The sequence below is a fragment of the Mycetohabitans rhizoxinica HKI 454 genome (assembly GCF_000198775.1).
GTDB lineage: Bacteria > Pseudomonadota > Gammaproteobacteria > Burkholderiales > Burkholderiaceae > Mycetohabitans > Mycetohabitans rhizoxinica.
The window spans coordinates 480,670-502,037 of record NC_014718.1 but is presented as its reverse complement, the minus strand read 5'-3'; the positions used below and the strand labels follow the sequence as shown (position 1 = coordinate 502,037).

Sequence of the window (21,368 nt, the reverse complement as noted above, 5' to 3'; positions counted from 1 at the left end):
TTTGCATGACGTGAGTATTTCTAACGCACAATTCCTAACCTAAAAGACCGCCTCCAAGCAGCGTCTTTAACATCGCCCGGCTAACGCGGTTGTCGGTTAACACTAGCCCAATGCCACTGAGGCCGTTCATGAGTCCCAGATGATGCTTTCCTGGCCCGTGTGAACGCACAGCCAAATGGTTTCGATCTCGGATCATGCCCATCACCGCCGCGGCTTCTAGCTGCTCAGCGTGAGATTCACATGCCCTTTTTCTCAACATATCTTGGGCAATCCGTAGCACGGCGATGGCGCCGAACTGGCCGCAACATACGTGATCAGCTGGCGACGCTGCAGCGCACAGCGAAGCGAGGATTGCGTCGAGCTCGCGCTCCGCCGTTGCCTCCCACAACTCGGTTTCGAACATGCTGAGTCGTCCGAGAGCCACGCCGGCTAGTCCATGGCACCAGCTGTGATGCAAGGCGTCGTTACCCCCCAGGGCAAGCGAGAATCTGCTCTCCCATCCGTCGTTGCCGATGCCCAGTGTGCTTCGGTCATGCGTAAGCAACCGTTGGGCGCAGTCGCGATACCGGTTGACGCCGGTGTGATGATGTAACCGCGTCAGCGCGGCTATCATGCCTGACGCCCCTGCGACAAATCCCGGCGAATGTGGAGCGAGGCCCCGCTGCGCATCCGTCATCGGGTACCAGGCGCACGCATCATGTACCAAGCGATCGCCGATGGTCATTGCGATGCGTAGCGCGTTATCCGAATCAAGCATCAGCAGTGGGCCGACTAAGCCGGTGGCGCCTTCGATCAAGTCGAGCGCCGCGTTGGTAAGCCATCTTTCGTCTAAGCCCTCCAGCAGCCTGGACGCCAGCTCCCGCCCTGCACTCGCTGCCGACGGTGCGATGTTGGTCGCACATATGGCCATCAGCGCGAGTAACTGACCGCCACATCCTGCAAGACCGAGCGGCTGGTCACGCCACCATCGAGACAATGCTGCGCCGGGTTGCCCCGCCAGCACCTCGAGCGGTTGGATCATGCGCTTGACCCACACATCGAGGCCGAATCGCGACGACTGTGCGAGCGGTGAACCGGCAAGGCAGGCAAAGAAAGCAGCAATGCCCAGCGTACCGCTATATGGCGACAACCCCAGCGGGCGGAAATGAAACCGCCGGCCGTCCCGCGCCATGTCGAAACCCAGCCACTCGGGGCGATCGTCGAAGATGCGGCCAACCAGGTCAGCAGCGACGGACCGGACCATGTGCAGGCGTTCATCCGGGGACAAAGGCCGCGCTTGCGGCGTTGGCGACGCCCTTTCTCCGACCGGGCCGGCATGGGCCCTGAGCGTTTTTGCGGCGACCAGTCCATCGATCACCAACAGTTGGAATTCGATAACATCAAGGTCCAATGACTGCAGGCGGCGCCGACAATCGTCCAGTCCGTTCGCTTCGAAATAGCCCTCGATGGCGCGTTCGCCGGTCCCCAGCAGTAGGCAATTCTGGTCGAGGCGGTGGGTGAAATATGGAATGTCGAGCTGCGCCATCTGAGATCGCTCAGCTGCAAGCGCCGACCAGTTCTCCAGGGGCGAAGCCGAGGTCGAAAACAGTCGCGCCAGCGGCTCGAGCGTGAGCCGCTGCGCATGCGCGGAGCGAAGGGCGCCGGCCTGTAGTTGTTGCTGCCCGATTGCGGAATAGATACGCGTTGCCCGTAACACGACGCGCCCGGTGAGGCCTGCGAAACGGTCCAGGATACCGCCGGTCTTCAGCCAGGCGTCGCGTTGCCTGATGATGACGCTGCCTTGCAGCCGGAAGCCTTCGCTGAAAGTCGCAAGGTGGCATGCAAAGGGATTAGCTTGTCCTCGCCCCACCGGTAAACTGGCAGGCTGCTGATCGAGGACGTCGACCGTGCCGAACGTCATGGCGTCACAGTTGATGTTCCGCCAACCGCTGACTGGACGACACTCGAGCGCCGATGAGGCAACGCCAAACGCGCTGGTATCGATCGCTTGCCGTTGCGTGCTCACCAATAACCAAACGGGAAACAGTTCGGTGCGCGCGACCGATTCCTCGAAACGTGCTTGCAAGGCAGAACCGAGCAGCACCGAGTCCGGTCGTGATACGGCCCGCAGGTCCGCCCGTACCACGGGCTCGAACAGTGTTTCGGCGTCGATCAGGAACAGGTTGGTTGAGCTCGCGATCAGGTTTTCATGATGGCCATCGGTGCAACCGAGCACATACAGGATGGCGCACAACCGGCCGGCGTGCAGGTAGAACAGCGAGAGCGCCTGTTCATCGGCGCACGGGTGGTGCATGGCGACCTCCATATACCCGTAGCCAGCCCTTGGCAGCACTTTCAGCGATGCCAGCGCAGGCAAATGAGCGATAACGTCACGGTCGCCGAGCAGGCGCTGAAATGCAAAATCGATTGCCATGTCTCGCGGCTTGTACACGACTTTCCACTCTTGCCTGTTATCCGAAAAGCCGAGCATTGCCACTGTGCGCCCGTGGCGGTGGCGATCACCGCTATCCTGGCCGATCCGGACCAGGCGGGCATGCACGGGTATGCCGAATTCGGCCAGCAAGACCTGGCGGTCGTCGTGCACCCGCAGCAGGATTTCTGCGCTGCTGTCCAGCCAAAACATGACGGTCTGCGCCAGCAGGCGCCCAAGCACGGGGAAATCGCCCAACAGCCTCGCTAGACCGTCGCTGCGATGCTGCTGGATGAAGCTCCGGTAGCGTTCGCGCGACGGCGGCCCGGACCGATCATCATCGACGCCAAAACAAGCGCAAACCGCCATACCCACGCCGCAATCGGCCTTGAATAGTTCCCAAACCGCGTACTGGCTCAGCAGGCAGAGTCGTGCCAGCAATGTGTCGGCCAAATCCCGATCTGCCGGGGCCGCAGGCGGCGCGCCGAGTGATGCATCGACGCGAAGGTGCAACCATGCCAGCGCTGCGTTCACGGCCGGTCGCCACAGGTCGACGAAGGGAAGCTGCTGACCCGAAGCCGACAGTGCCACGTCTTCCAGGTGCCAGGCGCTGGAGCTTGACGCCTTGATCGCCTCACAGAGTTGCGCCAGTATCTCGCGGCACGCATCGTCGTCGGTATTGGGGAACGGAGCCTCGCCAGCCAGCGCCGTTTGCCATGGTGGAGACAGTGGGAGGGGTGGTGAGCGGAAACTCATGTTTGCGTTTTCCATGGGCGGCAGGCGGCGCGATTGGGTGCATTTTTATGCGCGCTATGAGCCGCTGACATCGATGTTGTTCGCGAGCTCAAATTATTGAAGGCGACCACAACATTATCTTGCCTGTTATGCCAATATCAACTATAAATATCAGCGTAGTATTGGTCATTTTACAACGAGTTATTGGAAGGAAACTATTATGAGTTCAATTCAGCAGTTTCGCACCAAGTTGGAGTCTGATCCGGAATTCGTTAAGAAAATCAAGAACTGTGCCAATTCGAGTGAAATCATCTCGGTCGCCCAAGCCGAAGGCATTAGCTTGTCGGAGGCGGACTTGGCCAAGGCTCTGGTCAACAGCGATACCGACCTGACGGATGAAGAACTCGAATCCGTCTCTGTCGGTACCCCGATGGCCGCGGCCCTCATCAAGTAAGCAGCCGGCGCGGCTTGGGATTGGACCGATGTGCCTGAGCGGCGCCGTTTAGCTGAAGCATAAGGATGGCGCTGCCATGCCAACCAATCTAGTGACGTCGATGCGCCTGATCACCGCAACCGACACCCTGTCGTCAATTGGTCCCATTCTCGCCGAGTACGATATCCATGGCTATGCCGAACATACACCGGCCGGCATTGCGTCCATTCGCTCCATTGAAGTATTTAGGGGCAATCCGAGATCGGGTTATCTCAACCTGGGCAAGGGTTTCGGCTTCGACGCCGCGCTCGCTTCCGGCTATATGGAGGCGATCGAAGTATCTACTATCGAACAGGCGCCGCAGGTGCCGGTTCTGAGCACGGGCGACCTGGCCCCGGTATCTCTTGTCTATACTGCGGCGAGAAAAGCCGCTCAACGCGCTGGCATGCTTGATGATAAAGAGAGACATCGTCCTGTAATTGGCGGCGTGGACTTGTTGACGTCGATGCAAGTGTATGGCTATGTCGACGAAAATTTTTTGCCCCAGCAATGGGGTGGTGAAAGGCTCCACCTGTCGACTGACGGTCTGGCAAGCGGCAATTCATTGGCCGAAGCGCGTCTGCACGCCATTTACGAGCTGCTCGAACGTCATGTGGCGGCATCAAGCCTGCGGGCGCTAGGGCAAGTATTGTCCATCGCCCTGGAGGATATTCCGTTGACGTTGCGCAAAGCCTTGGACGAGATTGAACAGGCTGGCTGGCGCAGCGAATTCTTTCTGCTCGGATGGACACTGGGGGTCACGGTCATCCAGTGCGCATTGTCGCCCCTGACAGCTGCGAAGGCTGGACGGTCGGACGTGCACTTCGGCTGGGGTGCACATCACAGCCTGTCGATTGCGGTGGCGCGTGCGCTTGCCGAAGCCGTGCAGGGCTGGGCTACGCGTGCTGCCTGCCAGCTGGGCAACATCCCGCCAGCGCGGATGAAGGGGGGAATGTTGCTCTCCAGCGAGCAACTCATGGGCTTGAAGTCGGGCTCGCCAGTGGGCGAGCAGATTCTGCATGCGCACCTGCGCGCCTGCCGCAGCGCGCCAGCGTCCTTGGGCGAAGCCGACGAGGGCACGCTGGCTGCCGCTCCGGTGGCGTTGGAACAGGTCCTCTCTCTCGCGCGCGAGGCGGGCATCTCGCATGTTCTGTCATGGACGCTTTCGCCGCCACACCGCCCCTTCGCGGTCGTCAAATGCGTGATTCCGGAATTTGAATCGTTGTTCTCCTGAGCCCCTGTCCAGCGGGGGCGATTGCGCTAGGGCAGTGTGAAGCGCCAGATGGCCGGCCGCACCTCACCGAACAAGATATGAAAATAACCAGGGAACTGGGCTTCTCCCCAACTACGATCGTCTGTCGGTTCCAAATAGAAATCCAGCTTTAGACCTGCCGATGCCGCATGCGACTCAACGTTGGTCCGGCCACGAATCGCATAGCCGAACAGCGACAGTGAGTCGAGCGTGCCATCAAGCGGCACCATGTCGACGATGAACACCACCGCGCCGCGCCGCGCCACCCTTGCCGCTTCGCGGAAAAAATCCGCTGTCGGCACATAGCCCATTGCATAGCAGCAGAGCAAGGCGTCGAAGCTGCCGTTGGGCTCGGGTATGTTGCAAATATCAGCGCAATGCGTGTGCCACGTAGATCCCGCGGCATCAAGCGCGCGGCGATCTTGATCGACCAGACAGAATGACAAGTCGGGCCGCCGCGCTCGCATCCGTGCCGCGACGCAGCCGTTGCCGGCGCCCAGGTCGAGCACGTTTGCCCCGATAGGCAACTCGGCCCAGACGAGCAGCTGGTCGATGTGACCCTGATCGGTTGGCGCGAAACGGAACGCTTGCTTCACGCTGAGCGGCGAGGACGCGGCCGTAGGCCCCGCGTCCGGCAACGGGGGGATTGGGGTCCGCATGCGTCACTCCGTCAATGCCGGGATGTTCAGTGTCGGGCGATCGCGGCGGTGCGGCGCGCACCACCGGCAGTCCGGGCTGGCCTCCAGCCGCAGTTCGTCGAAGCGCTCACTCAGTGCATCGTAGGTGAGCAGGCGTCCTACGAGCGGCTCGCCGATGCCCAGCAGGATCTTCAGGGCCTCCGTGGCCATGAGGGTGCCGATCACGCCCGGTAACACGCCAAGCACGCCGGCTTCGGCGCACGAGGGAGTCAAGTCGCGTGGTGGCGGCTCGGGGAACAGGCAGCGATAGCACGGCCCACCGTTTGGCCCGGCCGGATGGAATGCCGATACCTGGCCTTCAAAGCGAAAGATCGCCCCGTAAATCATGGGGATACCGTGCTTCACGCAGGCATCGTTGACGACATAGCGCGTGGCGATGTTGTCGCTACCATCGATGACAAGATCATAATCGGCCAGTATGGCCTCGGCGTTCGCGCTGTCCAGCCGTACCTCATGCAGGACCAGCGCCACATTTGGATTAAAGCCCGTCAGCGTTTCAGCTGCCGAGCGAGCCTTCGATTGGCCGACGCGCGCATCGGTATGGAGGATTTGCCGCTGCAGGTTGCTGCGTTCGATGCGATCGTCATCGATCAGTCCGAGCGTGCCTACGCCCGCTGCGGCAAGATAATAGGCAATTGGTGAACCCAGCCCCCCGGCGCCGACCAGCGCTACCCGTCGCGCCAGCAGCTTGGCCTGGCCGGCTTCCCCGACTTCGGGTATGCGCAGGTGACGTGCATAGCGTTCCCGCTCGGTGGCGCTGAGGATTTTTGGGCGTTCGACCGGTAGGTCACACTCAGTCCATGCCTGGAACCCGCCCGCGACCGAGGCCACCGACCGGTAGCCGAGCCTTTTCAGGGCATCGGCCACGAACAGCGAGCGCACGCCACTGCCGCATAAGATCATTAGCGCTGTGTCGGGATCGGCAACCACCCCTTCGATCTGCTGCTCGAGAAAGGAACGGCCCACACGGACGGCGGCGACCGGCGTGCCTTGCGCCCATTCGTCGGTATCGCGAATATCGAGCAGGATCGCACCGGCAGCCAGGCGTTGCGCCGCTTCACGCGGATCGATCTCGGTAATCTCGGCCTTCAGTTGCGCCAGGCGTTGTTGTTGTAGCGTCATGTCAGCCTCCCGCCAGCGCAACCAGGATCGTCACCTCGGCTCCATCGCTCACCGGTTCCTCGGCGCTCGAATGGATCTGCCGGCCGTTGACAAACACCCGCACGAAACGATTGATGGCGTTGGTCTGATCGAATAAATGACCGCGCAGCGTGTCTGATCCGCCAGCCAGTGCGTCAAGCGCTCCTCGTACCGTTTCGGCCTGTACAGGCACACGTGTGCGACCGCCCAGGAACTTGCGCATCGATGGAGGCACAATGACAGTAACGGTATTCAATCTCGGCTCCTCCAGTTTTGACAACATGACAGCCCGCCACGCATGACGTTGGCGGTCCCAGGAAATCACGACTGTTCGGCAACATCAACGATCATATCAGAGTGATCATTGGAAGCGGCGATCGGCAGGCCGATAATTAGATGGCACGTCCATTGGTTGATGGTCCGCGTTCGCTTTCATAGTCGGCACAGGGCGAGGACGGCGGAAATCAGGCGCTGGCTCGCCGTCGCCGGCCGCGCCGCGAGATGGTCGTCCCATGCCGGTGTAATGGCAGCCAGATGCGCGGTCAGCTTGCGGCGTCCGTCACGGACTAGGTATTCGAGGGTGGCGCCCAGCATCGCACCGTCGCGCTCTCCTGCGGCAATCAGTGCAGCCAGTGAAGCGAAATGGCGGGCCTGGCCGGGAACGTCGGCAACGCGTGCCCCGTCGCGCCGTTCGACCATCGCCGCGAGCTCGTCGTGGATGGCGGACAGCAGCGCGCCATCGACTTGGGCGTGGTCGATGGCTCCGACGCTGACGGCGAGCAGGGCAATATAGATTGCGGCGGTCTGGAGGTAACGGGCTCGGAAGCGGGACAGCGGCACGTCGCCCGATACCGTCAATCCCATGCGCTCCAGCAGCGCTTTCAGCGCTATCCGCTCGCCAATGGGCTTGCCCTGTGGCAGAGTGATTTCTACTTCGCCATTTGTGATAATGCGCAGCCCCTGGTCACCGCAATGCTCCGCCGACAGCAATGGATAGACGAGTGTGTAGCTGTCGGCCGCCACCCGTCGCCACGCGGCGTTGACAGCGTCCGGGTTACTACAGAACACGAGGTGACATGCCTGTGGCGCCAGTGCGCCACCGCAAAGCTGCAACGCGGGCGCGAGCTGAGCGCCGTGCACGGCGAAGATCTGCACATGCGGTATCGATGCCTGCGGTGTGTCGTGCCAATACCGGGGCGTGTAGCATCCATGCGTCGTGCCCGTGCCGGTTTGCAGGCTGAGCGGCAATGCCGAAGTTACCCGGCCGCGCAGGCTGGAATGGAAGACGCGATGCCCACGCTCCGTCAGCAGGTAGCCATAGGCCAGGCCGACCGCGCCGGTGCCCACCACATGGACGGTAAGTTCATGCAAGGGGCAGCAGATCCTGGTCATGATCGGCGACCGGAAATCGATGCGCGGTTCGCTGGTCGAGCACGCGGATCAACAGGGCATCGCGATGCTCCGCCATCGCCGGGGTGGCGAGGGTCCGGTGGAAGGTCAGGCCGTTGAAGACAAGACACTCGCCGGCCGCCACCTGCGGAGAGACAATCTGCGATGCGGGAAACATCTGTGCCAGCATGGGACCGATGTCATGCGATGAGTCGCCGTGGAAGATCGAAAAATTGGCGACCGGAGCATCGCTGATCTGCAGGCCTGGCCTGGTCACGCCAGCGTGGTCCTGCAGCGGAATCCACAGCGTCAGCATGGGGGAGTCATTGAACTGGGCGTTGCTGTCCTGGTGCCAGAACTGGTTGTTGGCATTGCCAGGCTGCGATGGCAGTCTGCTCGGCGGGAACGTGCGGCGAAGGATGGTCCGCCGTTTGAGAATGGTCGGGCGGGTCCCTGGCGGCAGTGGATCAGGCAGCGCCGCCAGCACCGCGCTCGCGATCGACCGAAGCTCGGCCTGGTCCATGCAATCCGGGTGGCTGAACAGCCTGATCGGTGGCGTCCCCGGCACGCTCAGTGTCGCGTCACATTGCGCGACCAGTCGCGCGCGCGTCTGCGCATCGAGCAGGCCGCTGACGCACAGGTGACGGCCGGTCGCCAGCCACTGCGGCGATCGGGCCGGCGCGTCGAGAGCGTGGCCGGACTGGAAGTCGTCGACCGACCCGTGCAACCGGGCCAGCGCGGCGCGTGCATTGATCCGCCCGTAGAGTGCGCGCTGCGCGGGCGTAAGTGTTTCGATATCCCAGCGCTCGCGATCGAGCAATTCAATCACCTGCAGCAAGCTCCAGGCCGGATGCAGTTCGGCTAACCGCAACAATTCTCCAAACGGCGTTTCGCTGGGGCGCTCGGCGACGGGCGGCATCCACATTCTCCTCGGTGATCGAACGGGCTGCCAAGCCGGCCCGCTTACACAGCTTCGTCGGGCCGGCGCCCGGTTTCACAGCATGCTTGCGCAGATCTTCATGCCGGGAATGAAGACGCGGGTCACGGCAAGGTCGAGATCGGGCTTGGTCAGGTCATGAACATAGACCTTGTCGCTGCCCGCTCCAGCCAGCATCTCCAACACCTGATCGAGACTGCCCTGGATGTTCCGGCCCTTGCAACGGTGGGGATAGACCTGCAACATCTCGTCCCAGCTCCAGGCCGGCATGGTTCGGAACTTGTCGAAGCTTCGTACCTGCAGGGCCGATCGTTGCTCCAGCTCCGACGCGGGCAATTGTCGGTTGACATGATCGATTCCCAGGTCCTCGCGCGCGCCATGAATATGGGCCAAGCGTGCCTGAGCCGCCTCAGTAAGCGCCCTGGATGCGGCGATCACTGGATCGGGGTGGGTGCCATAGCCGCCGGACGTGCTCAAGATGAATGCCGGCTCGCCGGGACAGTAAAAGATCGTCCAGAATGTGTAAATGTCGATCGCGCTCGGCATGCTCAACAGGAACAGCTCGATTCCGCCCGAGGTGATCAGTTCGGCTAGCTTGACGAGATGCCCCGGCAAGCTGTCCAGGCGGATCGGGCGCAGGCGCGACGGCGGGGAATCCTTGGTTCTGCCCATGAGCTTGGCAATCGCGTCACGTTCGACGATCTCACAAATGGCATGAAGGACCGCCTCCGCATAGGTATTGCCGCTGGCCAGGCCGTTGCTGGTGAAATATTGTAGGAACGGCGGGACGGCGTAGATTGTGCTTGCCGGAATCATCACCTTATTCCCGCTGATCAGTTCATCCGCCTCGACCCAGTCCAGCACGAGTTCTGGCGTATAGTAAAGTCCGCCATATTCATCTTTGGGCCACAAGCAGTCACGGATCAGCGTGGTCGGATCGACCGGGTCAAGACCTTCCGTGCGCAGGGCCGTCGCGCTCGTGGCCAGGCGCCAGCTCGAGGTGTCTGGGTACTCAGAATGCTCAACCTCAATCGATTCCATGATTGCCGAAACAGCCGCCGCGGCGCTGGACCATCCCTTGCCGTTAGAAATACTCAGGATGATGCCGTTGGGCCGGATTGCGTTATAGGTTGGGATGCCGATGCGGTCGAGTTGGGTGACGTCCAGCACGCGCGTGATGCCGCAGCGGGCGAGAACGGGCTGGATCCTGCGCAGTGTTTCTTCGGGCGCGCAAACGCGCTGCGTTCCCTGCGCATATTCGTGCGATGTGGCGGGACTCAAAGTCATGGTGCTCTCCTGTCGAGCCGATCCAGGCAATTCAAATATTGATGGGCCAACAGTACTTCGCGCGCAGGGTCGAGGACATAGCCAAACAGGCGCGGACCGACCTGATAGATCCATTCGGCATACGCCATGATGCGCTCGGCATCGGTCAGAATGGCGTCGTCCTCCCATCGCGCGCCGCACGGCTGCACTTCCTGCGGCGCGGGGCCGATGCCCTTTTCGAGGCCTAGGCAACACATCGTGTAGACAAGGTCCCCGGTGAGATCCACCATGCGGCGCCATGGGATAGGCGCATCCTGGACCTGCGCCGCCAACCGCTTGTCGATGTCAGCAATGACCTGACTGGCACCGGCGGTGCGGCAGAAACGCTGCTGGATGCGGCGACTGAACTCGGCATCACGGCTTTCCCGAGCAATATCGATCAGTGTCAGGCCGGTCGCGCGCCGGTGCTCAAGATCGAGCACCTGTACGTTCCAAGGCGACGCGCCGAGGCCGATATCGTCCTCGTTCCCGACGTCGAGATGCAGTTCCCTGGCCCACCCCACGATCAGCCGCTGGCAGACACGCGCCCTGATCAGGTCACGGTAGCCGATCTGATCCGCCTCTGTCCTGCCCAAATATTCGGCGAGGGGTATCGCGCCGGCACTGCCTTTTGCCTTAATCGATGTCAGCCGCTCGCTCGTGTAATACTCGATCCCGAGGTTCATGTGGGCATATTCATATTCACGCAGCCTGAGCGAAGACGGGGCGCCCGCTGATGACCTGTGCTCAGCGGCCAGCTTGAGCGCGAGAATGGCGTCGCTTTTCTTGAGGTCGGTTCCGTTAGAAAGCGTGGTTTTGACGGCCCCGATATCGATCACGTCCCGCAACGGCTCGAGTATTCCTTCGAGGGTTCTTTCCGTAAAGCACATCTGCTTGGCACGATCGATGATCAATGCTTCGCTGCGCGAGTCAATCAGGCCATCCTCCACGGCACGCATGAGTTGCCAGCGCAGATTAACGAGCGGGATCGTCAACCCAGTGTAGTTGTCCTGAGTGCTTTCGTGTAGCAGGGCGACTTCGTCGTCGCCATCAATCAGTCCGTCGCGATACCAGCCGAAGATCGTGCCCGCTCCAATGATTCCGGTGCCTTGAAGCTCGGCCGCTCTTAGCGCGCCCATGCTTGATGCCCCAATGACGACGATGCCGGAGTCGAGGGCGTAGAGAATCTCCTTATGCCACACTGATAGTTTTCCGTAAAAGAACCCATCAATTAGGACAATGATTTGATAACCGTCATTGATAATGTCGTAAAAGGAGCCGCGCGCGGCAGGAGGAAAGTAATCGGCGTCGGCCAGGTGGGTTCTGGCTTCGTCAAGGGGGCAGGAGGGCCCCAGGAAAACCGCAATTTGGTGCGTACTCAAAGGAATGCTCCCAATTTGTGACCTACGCGGGCGCGAGGTTTCCAAGGCAGATCAGCAAGGTTTTTTACTCGCTAATGCGGCAGACTACCAAACTACGATTTCACATCTGCGATGAATCGTTGGATGACGAACATCCTGACATAGCTTAAAACTGAATGCAAGGTGCAGGGAGTTTAAAACATATCGCCGAGCGCCCCGCATAGTCGCTTCCTGCGGACGCTACTCAGCCGCAGAATGCACGCGTCAGAAAGCCGCCGGCGTAAGGTTGCGCGCGCTCCCGAAGTTGTTTGAAGAACGTCAGCGCTGCGCTAAGGTCGCCCTCGCGTTAGTAGCATCTACGAATGTGGCGTTATGAAAACCTACGAATGTCCGAATGGGGCGACAGTGGAAGGTTATACATCAGCTGAACTGACCTGATCGGAATCTTGTAACCAGCCGGATAGTTAATCTTCTTAATATTTTTGTACATGGAGCTAGATGAAGGAACGTTTTACCGAAGAGCAAATCATTGGGATCCTGCGCCAGGCCGAGGCCTGCATCATTTGTTTTGTGCGCGCTGGGCCGCTGCCAACAGCACATCCGTGAGGCTGCTCGCTCGCTCGATCACGAGGACGCTTCTCTCGCATCGCTGGCGATCGAATCGAACACGCTACACGTGGCAACAACGTCACGAGCGAAACAACAGCAGTACAGGCGTCGGCAAGCGGACCGGCACACGGTCCGGCACTGGATTCATGCCGGCGAGTTTCCCGAACGGGCGTAGCGCCCGCTAGCGACCAGCAAGCTGGATCCCTATCGAGCCTATCTTGCCCAGCGCTGGCGTGAAGGTTATCAAATGCGGCGAGCTAATATTCGGTGATCGCAGCTCAGGGATTCGAAGGCAGTTGCGGCATCGTGCGTCAAGCCCTCCAACCTTGGCGACAAGCCTGTGCGCCCACGCAGCAGCGACGCACGTATGTGCCGCGAGCGGTGCCTTGCCCTCGCCGCGTAGGCTGTTAGTTATTGGGCCGGGGCACGGCGTTGCTCACCCACGACAACAAGCGGCACATCGAGCGCTTTGTTCAACGACTCGGCGAGCGAAATCAGCAGATTGTGGCGATCCGGCGGCTCTAGCCGACAACGGGTTATCCGCCAAAAATTTAGGGATTGCGGCTCACAATTACGTTCATCCGCCCGCTTTCAGCTATCTTACGGCGCAGCATCGCTTTGTGCTGCGTGTGTTTAACCTCTTGCTGAACTTGCGAATGGACTTCGATCTAAATGCTGCGTTAAACAATCATCAGGCCTATATCTGCGCGTTGGAAGCGTGCCCGCAACCCGCCGCGTCAGCGCCGCCGTCATTGAAGCCGCCAAGCAGTGCTTTGGCTAACACGTCAGCCAGCCGACCCGCGACATACCACGACCTGCCAGCCAAAATTCTCCAACAAGTGGCCGACCACATGCCGTTCGACGACATCGGCAACCTATCCACTGTGAACAGCCAGACTTATCACGCGCTGCAAGAAAAGCGACTGAGCTGGCTTTGCCGCAAACGCATTTCCCATGCCGGTGCGCTGGATCGCACGTCAGTACAACAGGTGTTGACTGAAATTGAGCGGATTGGCGCCGACTCCGTGCGCGCTGAATTGCTTCAGGCGCTGTGGCAACGGGCAAGAAGGCAGTACAAAGTAAAGCCCGAGATATTCATCGCGATCTTCCAAGCTGCGGGCCGTGTGCCAAAGCAAGGCTTGCAGGTACAAAAATACATGATCGGGACCTTACCAGGGATTCCGATCCAGTACCAACGCAATCTGTATAGGTTTGTGTATGCAGACGCCGAACGGCGCGCTCCTGAGCAAGCCAGCACCTGGGGCGCCATCGCATCGATGCTACCCATCTACGGCTATACACCGCCGTCAAACTTGTGGCTTGATGCACCGCAGATTGAAAGCGAATATCGGGCTCTTCTAAGCCGGCTTCCTGCGTTGGACGCGTCTGGGCAGGCCGAATTGATAACGGCATTAGCCGACGTGCTAGGCGCCTTCTCATTATCTTTTCCCTCCGCTCAATATCATGCTTATCGTTACGATATTGCGAGCGCGACGATTATTGAATGGTACGAAACACTGTTCCAATGGATGCAACGCCTGCCAGCGTCATATCGGGGCGCCCCAATCGGTGCACTAGCCGATCGAGTATCGATGCTGCCAGAGGCACACAGGCCCGTGCACGTCGCTCATCTGCGGCATTTGACGTTGTCACTTCCGGACCATCAACTAGGCAGCGCATTACGCTACCTGCCGGGCGCTTTAGTGCGGGCGGTACCGCCAGAGCAACATGCGCATGAGATTTCATTGCTCGAACCCGCCCTTGAGCGCGTGCCGCTTGCGCAGCGCGAATTAGCGGCGCTCGGGCTGCTTGAAGCAACCTCTCAGTTGGACGACGCACTGCTAAAACAGGTATGGCAGCGCGCGATGCGCCTGCTTGACGGCAGCAATGGCCCCGACATAGCGGAAACGTTCTACGATATCCACTTACGGATTGGACTGACACTCAATAATCAGCAATGGGAGAGCGCAAAAACTGAAATGAAGGCCTTCTTCAAGCGAAACCGATTCGATCAGGTCACCCGCGATGAGATGCTGAACTCACGGAACTATTGTTGGTTCCATATGTATCAAACACTATAACCTAGCCCGCGGCGACGACGCATAGCAGCGATTGAAGGCGCGTAATCTCGACACGGCGTCGCTCGCGGCACAATACCCAAACATCGCCGCGCCGGCGTCGCAGCGGAGTACACGCGACTGGCAATCGCCGCTCGGATCGACTCGGTCGCCGTGCACGATGCCTGCGATGGCGCCGGGCACGAACGGTGAGCTGGCCGAGTCACTGGCCGCCGCCCGCGCCGCATGAGCCGCGCAGGTCAACATGATCGGCGAATGTCAAGACGCCCACCGCGATGATGCGAAGGGCCGATCCAGGATATCTATGCGCTCTCGCCACTGCAAGATGACCCCTTGTTTCCCCTCTCTGCTGGCCAGCGACCTGACGCCAGGTCAAAACCCGCGGCTTTCGCATTGAGCCGGGCGAGATCGAGGCGTGCCTGGCTGCGCACCTTAAGGTGCGCGATGCGGTGGTGCTGGCGGTGCTCGATACCACGCCAAACCATGCCTACCAGGATGACGAGAGTCCTTCGCGTAGTTTTGTGCGCGGTTGGGACTTTTCGTCAAGATGCAGTTGCTGCCATTACATCGAGTCGTTATCATCTGTGGTTCGATTTTGAGTCCGGCGCGCCAATGGACGTGCGTGGGCGTGCAACCGGGGAGCTGTGGAAGAAAATAGCCTTTCATATTACTTTCGGTTTATTACTTTAGCGTTGCCCCGGCCCGGCTTGAACTGGCCACAACAAACGAAAACGACGCATGTTGCCAAGGTAGCATGCGTCATATTGTGTGATGGCAGCAACCGCAAATCTTGCGTCCTGGTTAATCGTGACCGTCGCCGCCATGGCGGTGTTGTACGCCGTGGTCGCCGCGGCGGCGTCGCTGCGCAGGCGTCGCCCCTCGCATCCGGCACGGCTGAACGCGCCAGGCGCGCCGCTTGCACCGGTCAGCGTGCTCAAGCCACTATGTGGGCTAGAGCCGCGGCTGTTTGAGAATCTCGCGACATTCTGCGAGCAGGATCATCCGTGCTTCGAATTGCTTTGCGGCGTCCACTCCCCGAACGATCCGGCGATCGCGGTCGTCGAGCGGCTGCAAGCGGCTTATCCGACATGCGACATCCGACTGGTTGTCGATCCGCATGTGCATGGCAGCAATCTGAAGGTCAGCAATCTGATTAACCTGGCTGCACGTGCCCGCTACGATACGATTGTTCTTGCCGACAGCGATATCGCGGTGCAGCCGCATTACCTGGCCTCGGTGTGTGCGCCGCTGACCGATCCGGCTGTGGGCGTGGTCACGTGCCTATACCGGGCGCACGGCGTCGGTCCGTGGTGGACGCGGCTCGGCGCGATGTTCGTCAACGACTGGTTTGCGCCGTCGGTGCGGGTCGCGCATGCCGGCGGATCGACCCGCTTTGGTTTCGGCTCGACGCTGGCGTTGCGGCGTCAGACCCTTGATACAATTGGCGGTTTCCAGCGGTTGAAGAACTGCCTCGCAGACGATTACTGGCTGGCCGAGCACGCGCGCGAAACCGGGCTCGCGACAGTGCTGTCCGACATCACGGTGTCCACCGACGTCGCGGAGTCGCATTTCGGTGCGCTGTGGCGGCGTGAAACGCGTTGGTTGCGCACGATCCGCTCGATCAATCCGTTCGGTTTCGGCTGCCTGTTTGTCACGTTCACGTCGCCATGGCTGATCGCGGCTGCGGCACTCGCACTGGTCCAGCCTGCGTCCCAGACGCTGTTGGGCGGTGTGGCCGCGGCGCTGGCTGGCATCGGCTTGCTCGCGCGACTGGCGCTGCATTGGCGTGGCATCGACATCACTGGTGAGTTGGCTCGGGACCACGACGCGCGCGCCGTGCGCCCCTTCCTGCGCGATTTGCCGCTGGTGCCATTGCGGGATATATTGCTGTTGGGCCAATGGCTGAGCGCTGCGGTCGGCTCGCACGTAGACTGGCGCGGCTCGCGCGTGCCGCTGGTCGGCACGCCATTGCCGTCGCGCAACCGTGAGTCGCTGTAGCGGCATGCGCCCCGGCCGCGATCGAGGTCACGGCTTTTTTGGGGAACGGGGTGCGGCGTTCATCGCACATTGCGGAGCATTCGACTAAATGAAGACCCTTTTCTTGCAGGCTCCGTCGTTTGACGGTTTTGACGGCGGCGCCGGATCACGATATCAGGCCAAGCGCGAAATACGTTCATTCTGGTACCCGACATGGCTCGCGCAGCCCGCCGCGATGGTGCCGGGCAGCCGCGTGCTCGACGCGCCGGCTGACGGCCTATCGGTCGAGGCGACGCTTGATATCGCGCAAGGCTACGATCTGGTCGTGATCCACACGAGCACGCCGTCGTTCCCGACCGACGCGCTGTTTGCGCAAAAGCTCAAGGAGCGCAAGCCGTCGGTGATGATCGGCATGGTTGGCGCGAAAGTGGCGGTCGATCCGCATGGCTCGCTCGGCGCGAGTGCGGCGATCGACTGGGTCGGCCGCGAGGAGTTCGACTATACGTGCAAGGAAGTGGCCGAGGGCCGGCCATTGAAGGAAGTCACTGGCCTGTCGTATCGGCTGGCCGATGGCTCGATCGAGCACAATCCGCCGCGGCCGATGATCGAGAACATGGACGCGTTGCCGTTCGTGGCGCCCGTCTACAAGCGGGACCTAAAGATCGACAACTATTTCATTGGCTATCTGAAGCATCCATACGTGTCGATCTATACCGGCCGTGGCTGCCGCTCGCGCTGCACGTTTTGCCTGTGGCCGCAAACGGTCGGCGGGCATCGCTATCGGGTACGCTCGGTCGAGAACGTGTTAGAAGAAGTGAAGTGGATCCGCGACAACATGCCTGAAGTCAAGGAGATCATGTTCGATGACGACACGTTCACCGACTTCAAGCCGCGCGTGGAGGCAATCGCGCGCGGGCTCGGCAAGCTCGGTGTCACATGGTCGTGCAATGCGAAGGCGAACGTGCCGTATTCGACGCTGAAGATCATGAAGGAGAACGGCCTGCGGCTGTTGCTAGTCGGCTACGAGTCTGGCGACGATCAGATCTTGCTGAACATCAAGAAGGGATTGCGCACGGATATCGCGCGCCGTTTCAGTGAAGACTGCCGCAAGCTCGGCATCAAGATTCACGGCACGTTCATCCTTGGCCTGCCCGGGGAAACGCGCGAGACGATTCAAAAAACCATTGCGTATGCGAAGGAAATCAATCCGCATACGATCCAGGTGTCGCTGGCCGCGCCGTATCCTGGGACGACGCTGTATAAGCAGGCCGTTGAGAACGGTTGGCTAGAGGAAAACAAGGTCATCAACCTGGTCAGCCACGAGGGCGTGCAGTTGGCGGCGATCGGCTACCCGCACTTGTCGCGCGAGGACATCTATCACGGCCTCGAGGAGTTCTATAAGCGGTTCTATTTCCGGCCGTCAAAGATCTGGGAGATCGTGCGGGAGATGCTGACGAGCTGGGAAATGATGAAGCGCCGGCTGCGCGAAGGGGTCGAGTTCTTCCGCTTCCTGCGAGCCCACGAGGCGTGACCCAGTCGCCGGCTCGCGCATTGATCGTCACCGCCGACGATTTCGGGCTGCATCCGCGCGTGAACGAGGCGGTTGAGCGCGCGCATCGCGATGGCATTCTGAGTGCGGCGAGCTTGATGGTGGCCGCGCCAGCCGCGCGCGATGCGCTCGAGCGCGCGCGCCGGATGCCGTCGCTGCGTGTCGGCTTGCATCTGGTGCTGGCCGACGGCAATGCGATGCTGCCGCGTGAGCGTATCGCGTCCCTGGTCGATGCACGCGGCCGGTTTGGCGATGCGATGGCTCGTGATGGGGCTCGGTTTTTTTTCCTGCCGCCTGTGCGCCGGCAGCTGGCCCGCGAGATCCGCGCGCAGTTCGATGCGTTCGCTGCAACCGGCTTGACGCTAGACCACGTCAATACGCACAAGCATTTCCACCTGCACCCGACCGTCTTGTCGCTGATCGTTGAAATCGGTCGCGACTACGGCATGCACGCGATGCGACTGCCGCGAGAGGTTGACGCGCCGTTGCTGCTGCGGCCGTGGATTGCGCTGGTCAAGTCGCGGCTGCGGCGTGCCGGGATTGCGCACAACGACTACGTCGTGGGCATGGCCCGCAGTGGCCAGATGGACGAGGCCGCGCTGCTCGCGGCTGTCGCGCATCTGCCGCCCGGGGTCGGCGAGATCTATCTGCATCCGGCCGTGCCGGGCGAGGGGGCCATCACGTCGTCGATGCGCGATTACCGCCATGCGGACGAACTCGATGCACTGTTGTCGCCGCGTGTTGCCGCGGCGCTGGCAGCGGCGAACGTGCGGCGCGGCGGTTTTCGCGATGTGCTGCCGGCCCGGCCCCGCGCGAATCGCGAGGCGCTCGCATGAAGCTGCTGCGCGCACTGAGCTGGCCCTTGGGCATCGCGATCTTCGTCGCGCTGCTGTGGCACGAGGGTGTGCATGACGTGAAGCAGCCGCTATCGCAGGCGGGATTTGCGTTGTTATGGCTGGTGCCGTTTCACGTCGTGCCGCTTGCATTCGATGCGCAAGCATGGCGAATCCTGTTGGAGCGGCGCGCGTCGCTGCCGTTCCTGACCTGGGCGGCGACCGTACGTGAAGCCGTGTCTCGAATGCTGCCGTCCGCGGGCATTGGCGGTGAACTGGTCGGTATCCGGCTGGCTGCGTGGCGCGTCAACGATTCGAGCTTGGTGGCCGCGTCGGTGGTGGTCGAGGTGCTGACCACGATCGCGGTCCAGTACGTGTTTTCGGCGCTGGGCATCGTGCTGATCTTCCTGCAGGCTTCGCACCGCGGTTCGTTGACCCCGATTGTCGTCGGCCTTGTGTTGTCGTTGCCGATACCGTTCGTGTGCGCGGTGTTGTTGCGACGCGGTGGCTTATTCGACAAGCTCGACCGTTTCGCGAAACGATTGTTCGGGGCCGGTCACCGGTTGCTGGCCGGCGTCGATGGCGCTGCATTGGATCGCTGCATCAACGCGATGCTCACGCGTGCGGCGACGTTGGCGTCAGCGTTCGCTTGGCAACTGGCCGGCTACATAATCGGCGCGCTGGAAACGTATTGGGCATTGGCACTGCTTGGCCATCCTGTATCGATCGGCGCGGCGCTGGCCATCGAGGCGCTGACTCAGGCGGTACGCCACGCGGCGTTCATCGTGCCGGCCGGTCTCGGTGTGCAAGAGGCGGCGGTGCTCGTGCTGGCGCAGATGTTGGGGGTCGATGCGGCGACCGCGATGTCGCTGGCGGTGACCAAGCGCATGCGCGAGGTCGTGTTCAGCGGCCTGGCGCTCGCGTCATGGCAGCTTGCGGAGTTCTGGCGTGCACACCGGGCTATTGGCGAGCCATGGCGCCGTCGTTGGCGGGTGCAGCGACGCCTGCGACTGCGGGCGCGCCGTACTGCCGCGGCTTCCGTGCCGTTGGGGCGTCGCTGACGCGAGCCGTGTTAGCGGCACAATGCGCTGTGCTCGGCCGGTTTGACGTCGCGCTCGATCGCCTGCAGGTGCCAGCGGCCGTCCGCGGGCTCACCGCTGCGGGTGCTGACCCAGGCCGCGGCGCCATGTTCGATTGCGGCGCGCACGCCGCGCCCAAAGCGCAAGCCGTGCAGCGTGCACAGCGGGGCGTTTTCCTCGGGGCTGCACAGCAGCATTGTGTCGTCCTCGTCGTGCCGTCGTCCCCGCGATGGCAGATCGATGCCACTGTGCAATTCACGCGACCAGACACGCTCATCAATATCAGGCCACAATACCGCGAAGTCGTCGCGAGCCTGCGGATCGCTACCGTTAACTAGGATTGTCAAGTGCATCATGTGCTCCTCGCGATTGGCGGGGACACCGTCTGATCTCAACCGTGACCGGCGAACCAGCGTAACCGACGTGATAGGGGCGCGGCCTCAGCCACGCTGTATCGCGCGTGCCGCTTTGCGGCATTGCTGGAAGCGCAAGTAGCCGCTACGCAACAAGATCTCGTTGGAATCCGAAACTTGAAGCACGTTGCGCGCGGCATGCTCGATCGCCGAACGGTGCCGGTCGAACGCCGCCAACAGGTCGCCCGGATTAGGCGACTGCGCACCAAAATGGTCCTCGAGTGCTTCTGCCGAGATCGAGCAATCGACTTGTCGGTCATCGACCTTCGCGGTGAACCCCACGGTCAGATTCCAGCCGCGGAATTCCGGCGGGGTATTGACGAAAGTGATCTCCATGAAAGGCTCCCACGTGGCGCGGACGGAGGTGGTGCGCACGGCCGCGCGACGGCGCATCACCCGGGGCTGGGCGCTCTGCCGGCCCCTATTTGAATGATCGTAGCTGCTGGCGCGCGAAAAGCAAGAAAATCAATAACGGGTGCCCAGTGTTTGTGCACCCATTTTCCATGGTTGTAGCCCCACCGGTAGTGACCCCTGACCCAATGGTATCCCGGCGCGGGAGCGCCTGGCACCACCTCGACGACGAGGGCTGGTTGCGGCGGGTGCGTGGGCTCCACCACGCACGCGGCCAGCGCGGCGGGTACAGCTGCGGCGAGCGCGAGCGCGCGCAGGTGCGGAATTGCTGGACATGGCATGCTCCATTCGAATGCTCCTGTGGGTTCGTCGGGGCGCCGGCGCAATGACGGCGCCTTTGCGTAGAGCAACGGCCCACGGCGACCATGCGTGGGCATCATGGCCGTATGCAAACGCCTGAAGTTGTAACAGGCGGATTGCGCTGATGCGGCACGCTGACGCGCGAGCGTGACGCAGGCATGCGCCCCACATCCCAGAGGTGAGCGCATTCGGGACAAGAGTGTAGGATTTCAATGTGGCGCAGCGGCGGGCGCCACAAAGGTGAGGTTTTTCGGGAGTGGCGTGCAACGCGCACCCGGTCAAGCTATCCCGGCCCGATCCATCGCGTGCCAGCGACCGCAGTGCGCGGCGCACGCCGGCCTCGGGCATCCAGTCGATGCGGCATCGAGCCGCAGCCGGGTGTCAACATGTTCGAACTGGTTTCAAGCGATTGTCGCGCGA

The 21,368-nt window shown here is 61.5% G+C and carries 17 protein-coding genes and 1 pseudogene; 7 read left to right on the top strand and 11 right to left on the bottom strand.

Annotated features, from left to right (window positions below):
• Positions 1-34 precede the first annotated feature (34 nt).
• Positions 35-3,166 carry a type 2 lanthipeptide synthetase LanM family protein gene (locus RBRH_RS14030; RefSeq protein ID WP_157864553.1) on the bottom strand — a complete coding sequence of 1,044 codons (3,132 nt, stop codon included), beginning with the start codon at positions 3,164-3,166 and terminating at the stop codon, positions 35-37.
• A 199-nt stretch (positions 3,167-3,365) separates the two neighbouring features.
• On the opposite strand from RBRH_RS14030, the gene RBRH_RS14025 reads away from it, so the two are divergent.
• Positions 3,366-3,599: a Nif11-like leader peptide family RiPP precursor gene (locus RBRH_RS14025; RefSeq protein WP_013428758.1), complete on the top strand. Its 234-nt coding sequence runs from the start codon at positions 3,366-3,368 to the stop codon at positions 3,597-3,599.
• Positions 3,600-3,699: 100 nt separating this feature from the next.
• A complete protein-coding gene (locus tag RBRH_RS14020; RefSeq protein WP_157864552.1) occupies positions 3,700-4,851 on the top strand; it encodes a YcaO-like family protein in 1,152 nt (383 codons plus the stop codon).
• A gap of 26 nt (positions 4,852-4,877) precedes the next feature.
• On the opposite strand, the gene RBRH_RS14015 is transcribed toward RBRH_RS14020, so the two are convergent.
• The 7 genes from RBRH_RS14015 to RBRH_RS13985 all read right to left on the bottom strand — a co-directional run bounded on the left by RBRH_RS14015 (position 4,878) and on the right by RBRH_RS13985 (position 11,720).
• On the bottom strand, positions 4,878-5,528 hold the full coding sequence (locus tag RBRH_RS14015) for a class I SAM-dependent methyltransferase (protein ID WP_013428756.1): 651 nt from the start codon (positions 5,526-5,528) through the stop codon (positions 4,878-4,880).
• Positions 5,529-5,531: 3 nt separating this feature from the next.
• On the bottom strand, positions 5,532-6,689 hold the full coding sequence (moeB, locus tag RBRH_RS14010; protein ID WP_157864551.1) for a molybdopterin-synthase adenylyltransferase MoeB: 1,158 nt from the start codon (positions 6,687-6,689) through the stop codon (positions 5,532-5,534).
• Between the two features lies 1 nt (position 6,690).
• Positions 6,691-6,963 (bottom strand): MoaD/ThiS family protein, encoded by a 273-nt coding sequence (locus RBRH_RS19790; RefSeq protein WP_157864550.1) that lies wholly within the window; start codon positions 6,961-6,963, stop codon positions 6,691-6,693.
• A 176-nt stretch (positions 6,964-7,139) separates the two neighbouring features.
• Positions 7,140-8,078, bottom strand: a complete 939-nt coding sequence (locus RBRH_RS14000) for a ketopantoate reductase family protein (RefSeq protein WP_041754815.1) — start codon at positions 8,076-8,078, stop codon at positions 7,140-7,142.
• Positions 8,071-9,015: a phytanoyl-CoA dioxygenase family protein gene (locus RBRH_RS13995; RefSeq protein WP_157864549.1), complete on the bottom strand. Its 945-nt coding sequence runs from the start codon at positions 9,013-9,015 to the stop codon at positions 8,071-8,073. Before RBRH_RS13995 ends, RBRH_RS14000 begins: the two co-directional genes overlap by 8 nt.
• A 75-nt stretch (positions 9,016-9,090) precedes the next feature.
• A complete protein-coding gene (locus RBRH_RS13990) occupies positions 9,091-10,320 on the bottom strand; it encodes a YcaO-like family protein (RefSeq protein ID WP_013428751.1) in 1,230 nt (409 codons plus the stop codon).
• Positions 10,317-11,720: a TfuA-like protein gene (locus tag RBRH_RS13985; RefSeq protein WP_041754814.1), complete on the bottom strand. Its 1,404-nt coding sequence runs from the start codon at positions 11,718-11,720 to the stop codon at positions 10,317-10,319. The genes RBRH_RS13990 and RBRH_RS13985 overlap by 4 nt, the downstream gene beginning before the upstream one ends.
• A 1,244-nt stretch (positions 11,721-12,964) precedes the next feature.
• Between RBRH_RS13985 and RBRH_RS13975 the strand changes: the two genes are divergently transcribed.
• The 5 genes from RBRH_RS13975 to RBRH_RS13950 all read left to right on the top strand — a co-directional run bounded on the left by RBRH_RS13975 (position 12,965) and on the right by RBRH_RS13950 (position 19,806).
• Positions 12,965-14,389, top strand: coding sequence for an F-box domain-containing protein (locus RBRH_RS13975; RefSeq protein WP_157864548.1), 1,425 nt, complete (start codon positions 12,965-12,967; stop codon positions 14,387-14,389).
• A 768-nt stretch (positions 14,390-15,157) separates the two neighbouring features.
• Positions 15,158-16,384: a bacteriohopanetetrol glucosamine biosynthesis glycosyltransferase HpnI gene (gene hpnI, locus RBRH_RS13965; RefSeq protein ID WP_013428744.1), complete on the top strand. Its 1,227-nt coding sequence runs from the start codon at positions 15,158-15,160 to the stop codon at positions 16,382-16,384.
• 88 nt (positions 16,385-16,472) lie between these two features.
• Positions 16,473-17,894: a hopanoid biosynthesis associated radical SAM protein HpnJ gene (gene hpnJ, locus RBRH_RS13960; protein ID WP_013428743.1), complete on the top strand. Its 1,422-nt coding sequence runs from the start codon at positions 16,473-16,475 to the stop codon at positions 17,892-17,894.
• Positions 17,891-18,748 (top strand): hopanoid biosynthesis-associated protein HpnK, encoded by an 858-nt coding sequence (gene hpnK / locus RBRH_RS13955; protein ID WP_013428742.1) that lies wholly within the window; start codon positions 17,891-17,893, stop codon positions 18,746-18,748. Before hpnJ ends, hpnK begins: the two co-directional genes overlap by 4 nt.
• Positions 18,745-19,806, top strand: coding sequence for a lysylphosphatidylglycerol synthase domain-containing protein (locus RBRH_RS13950; protein WP_013428741.1), 1,062 nt, complete (start codon positions 18,745-18,747; stop codon positions 19,804-19,806). The genes hpnK and RBRH_RS13950 overlap by 4 nt, the downstream gene beginning before the upstream one ends.
• Before the next feature lie 11 nt (positions 19,807-19,817).
• Here the strand turns inward: RBRH_RS13950 and RBRH_RS13945 are convergent, their stop codons facing one another.
• The 3 genes and pseudogenes from RBRH_RS13945 to RBRH_RS20600 all read right to left on the bottom strand — a co-directional run.
• A complete protein-coding gene (locus RBRH_RS13945) occupies positions 19,818-20,177 on the bottom strand; it encodes a DUF3564 domain-containing protein (RefSeq protein ID WP_041755028.1) in 360 nt (119 codons plus the stop codon).
• Between the two features lie 87 nt (positions 20,178-20,264).
• The gene (locus tag RBRH_RS13940; protein WP_041755027.1) at positions 20,265-20,573 is read right to left on the bottom strand and encodes a DUF1488 family protein; all 309 of its coding nucleotides are present in this window, start codon (positions 20,571-20,573) and stop codon (positions 20,265-20,267) included.
• Positions 20,574-20,707: 134 nt separating this feature from the next.
• A pseudogene (locus RBRH_RS20600) lies at positions 20,708-20,929 on the bottom strand (hypothetical protein); the annotation flags it as partial.
• Positions 20,930-21,368 lie beyond the last annotated feature (439 nt).

Coding starts and splice junctions, on each gene's coding strand:
- RBRH_RS14020 (WP_157864552.1), top strand. CDS start 3,700: ATGCGCCTGATCACCGCAACCGACACCCTGTCGTCAATTGGTCCCATT.
- RBRH_RS14015 (WP_013428756.1), bottom strand. CDS start 5,528: ATGCGGACCCCAATCCCCCCGTTGCCGGACGCGGGGCCTACGGCCGCG.
- hpnI (WP_013428744.1), top strand. CDS start 15,158: ATGGCAGCAACCGCAAATCTTGCGTCCTGGTTAATCGTGACCGTCGCC.
- RBRH_RS13950 (WP_013428741.1), top strand. CDS start 18,745: ATGAAGCTGCTGCGCGCACTGAGCTGGCCCTTGGGCATCGCGATCTTC.
- RBRH_RS13995 (WP_157864549.1), bottom strand. CDS start 9,015: ATGCCGCCCGTCGCCGAGCGCCCCAGCGAAACGCCGTTTGGAGAATTG.
- RBRH_RS13990 (WP_013428751.1), bottom strand. CDS start 10,320: ATGACTTTGAGTCCCGCCACATCGCACGAATATGCGCAGGGAACGCAG.
- RBRH_RS13975 (WP_157864548.1), top strand. CDS start 12,965: ATGGACTTCGATCTAAATGCTGCGTTAAACAATCATCAGGCCTATATC.
- RBRH_RS14025 (WP_013428758.1), top strand. CDS start 3,366: ATGAGTTCAATTCAGCAGTTTCGCACCAAGTTGGAGTCTGATCCGGAA.
- RBRH_RS14030 (WP_157864553.1), bottom strand. CDS start 3,166: ATGAGTTTCCGCTCACCACCCCTCCCACTGTCTCCACCATGGCAAACG.
- moeB (WP_157864551.1), bottom strand. CDS start 6,689: ATGACGCTACAACAACAACGCCTGGCGCAACTGAAGGCCGAGATTACC.
- RBRH_RS13945 (WP_041755028.1), bottom strand. CDS start 20,177: ATGCACTTGACAATCCTAGTTAACGGTAGCGATCCGCAGGCTCGCGAC.
- RBRH_RS13940 (WP_041755027.1), bottom strand. CDS start 20,573: ATGGAGATCACTTTCGTCAATACCCCGCCGGAATTCCGCGGCTGGAAT.
- hpnJ (WP_013428743.1), top strand. CDS start 16,473: ATGAAGACCCTTTTCTTGCAGGCTCCGTCGTTTGACGGTTTTGACGGC.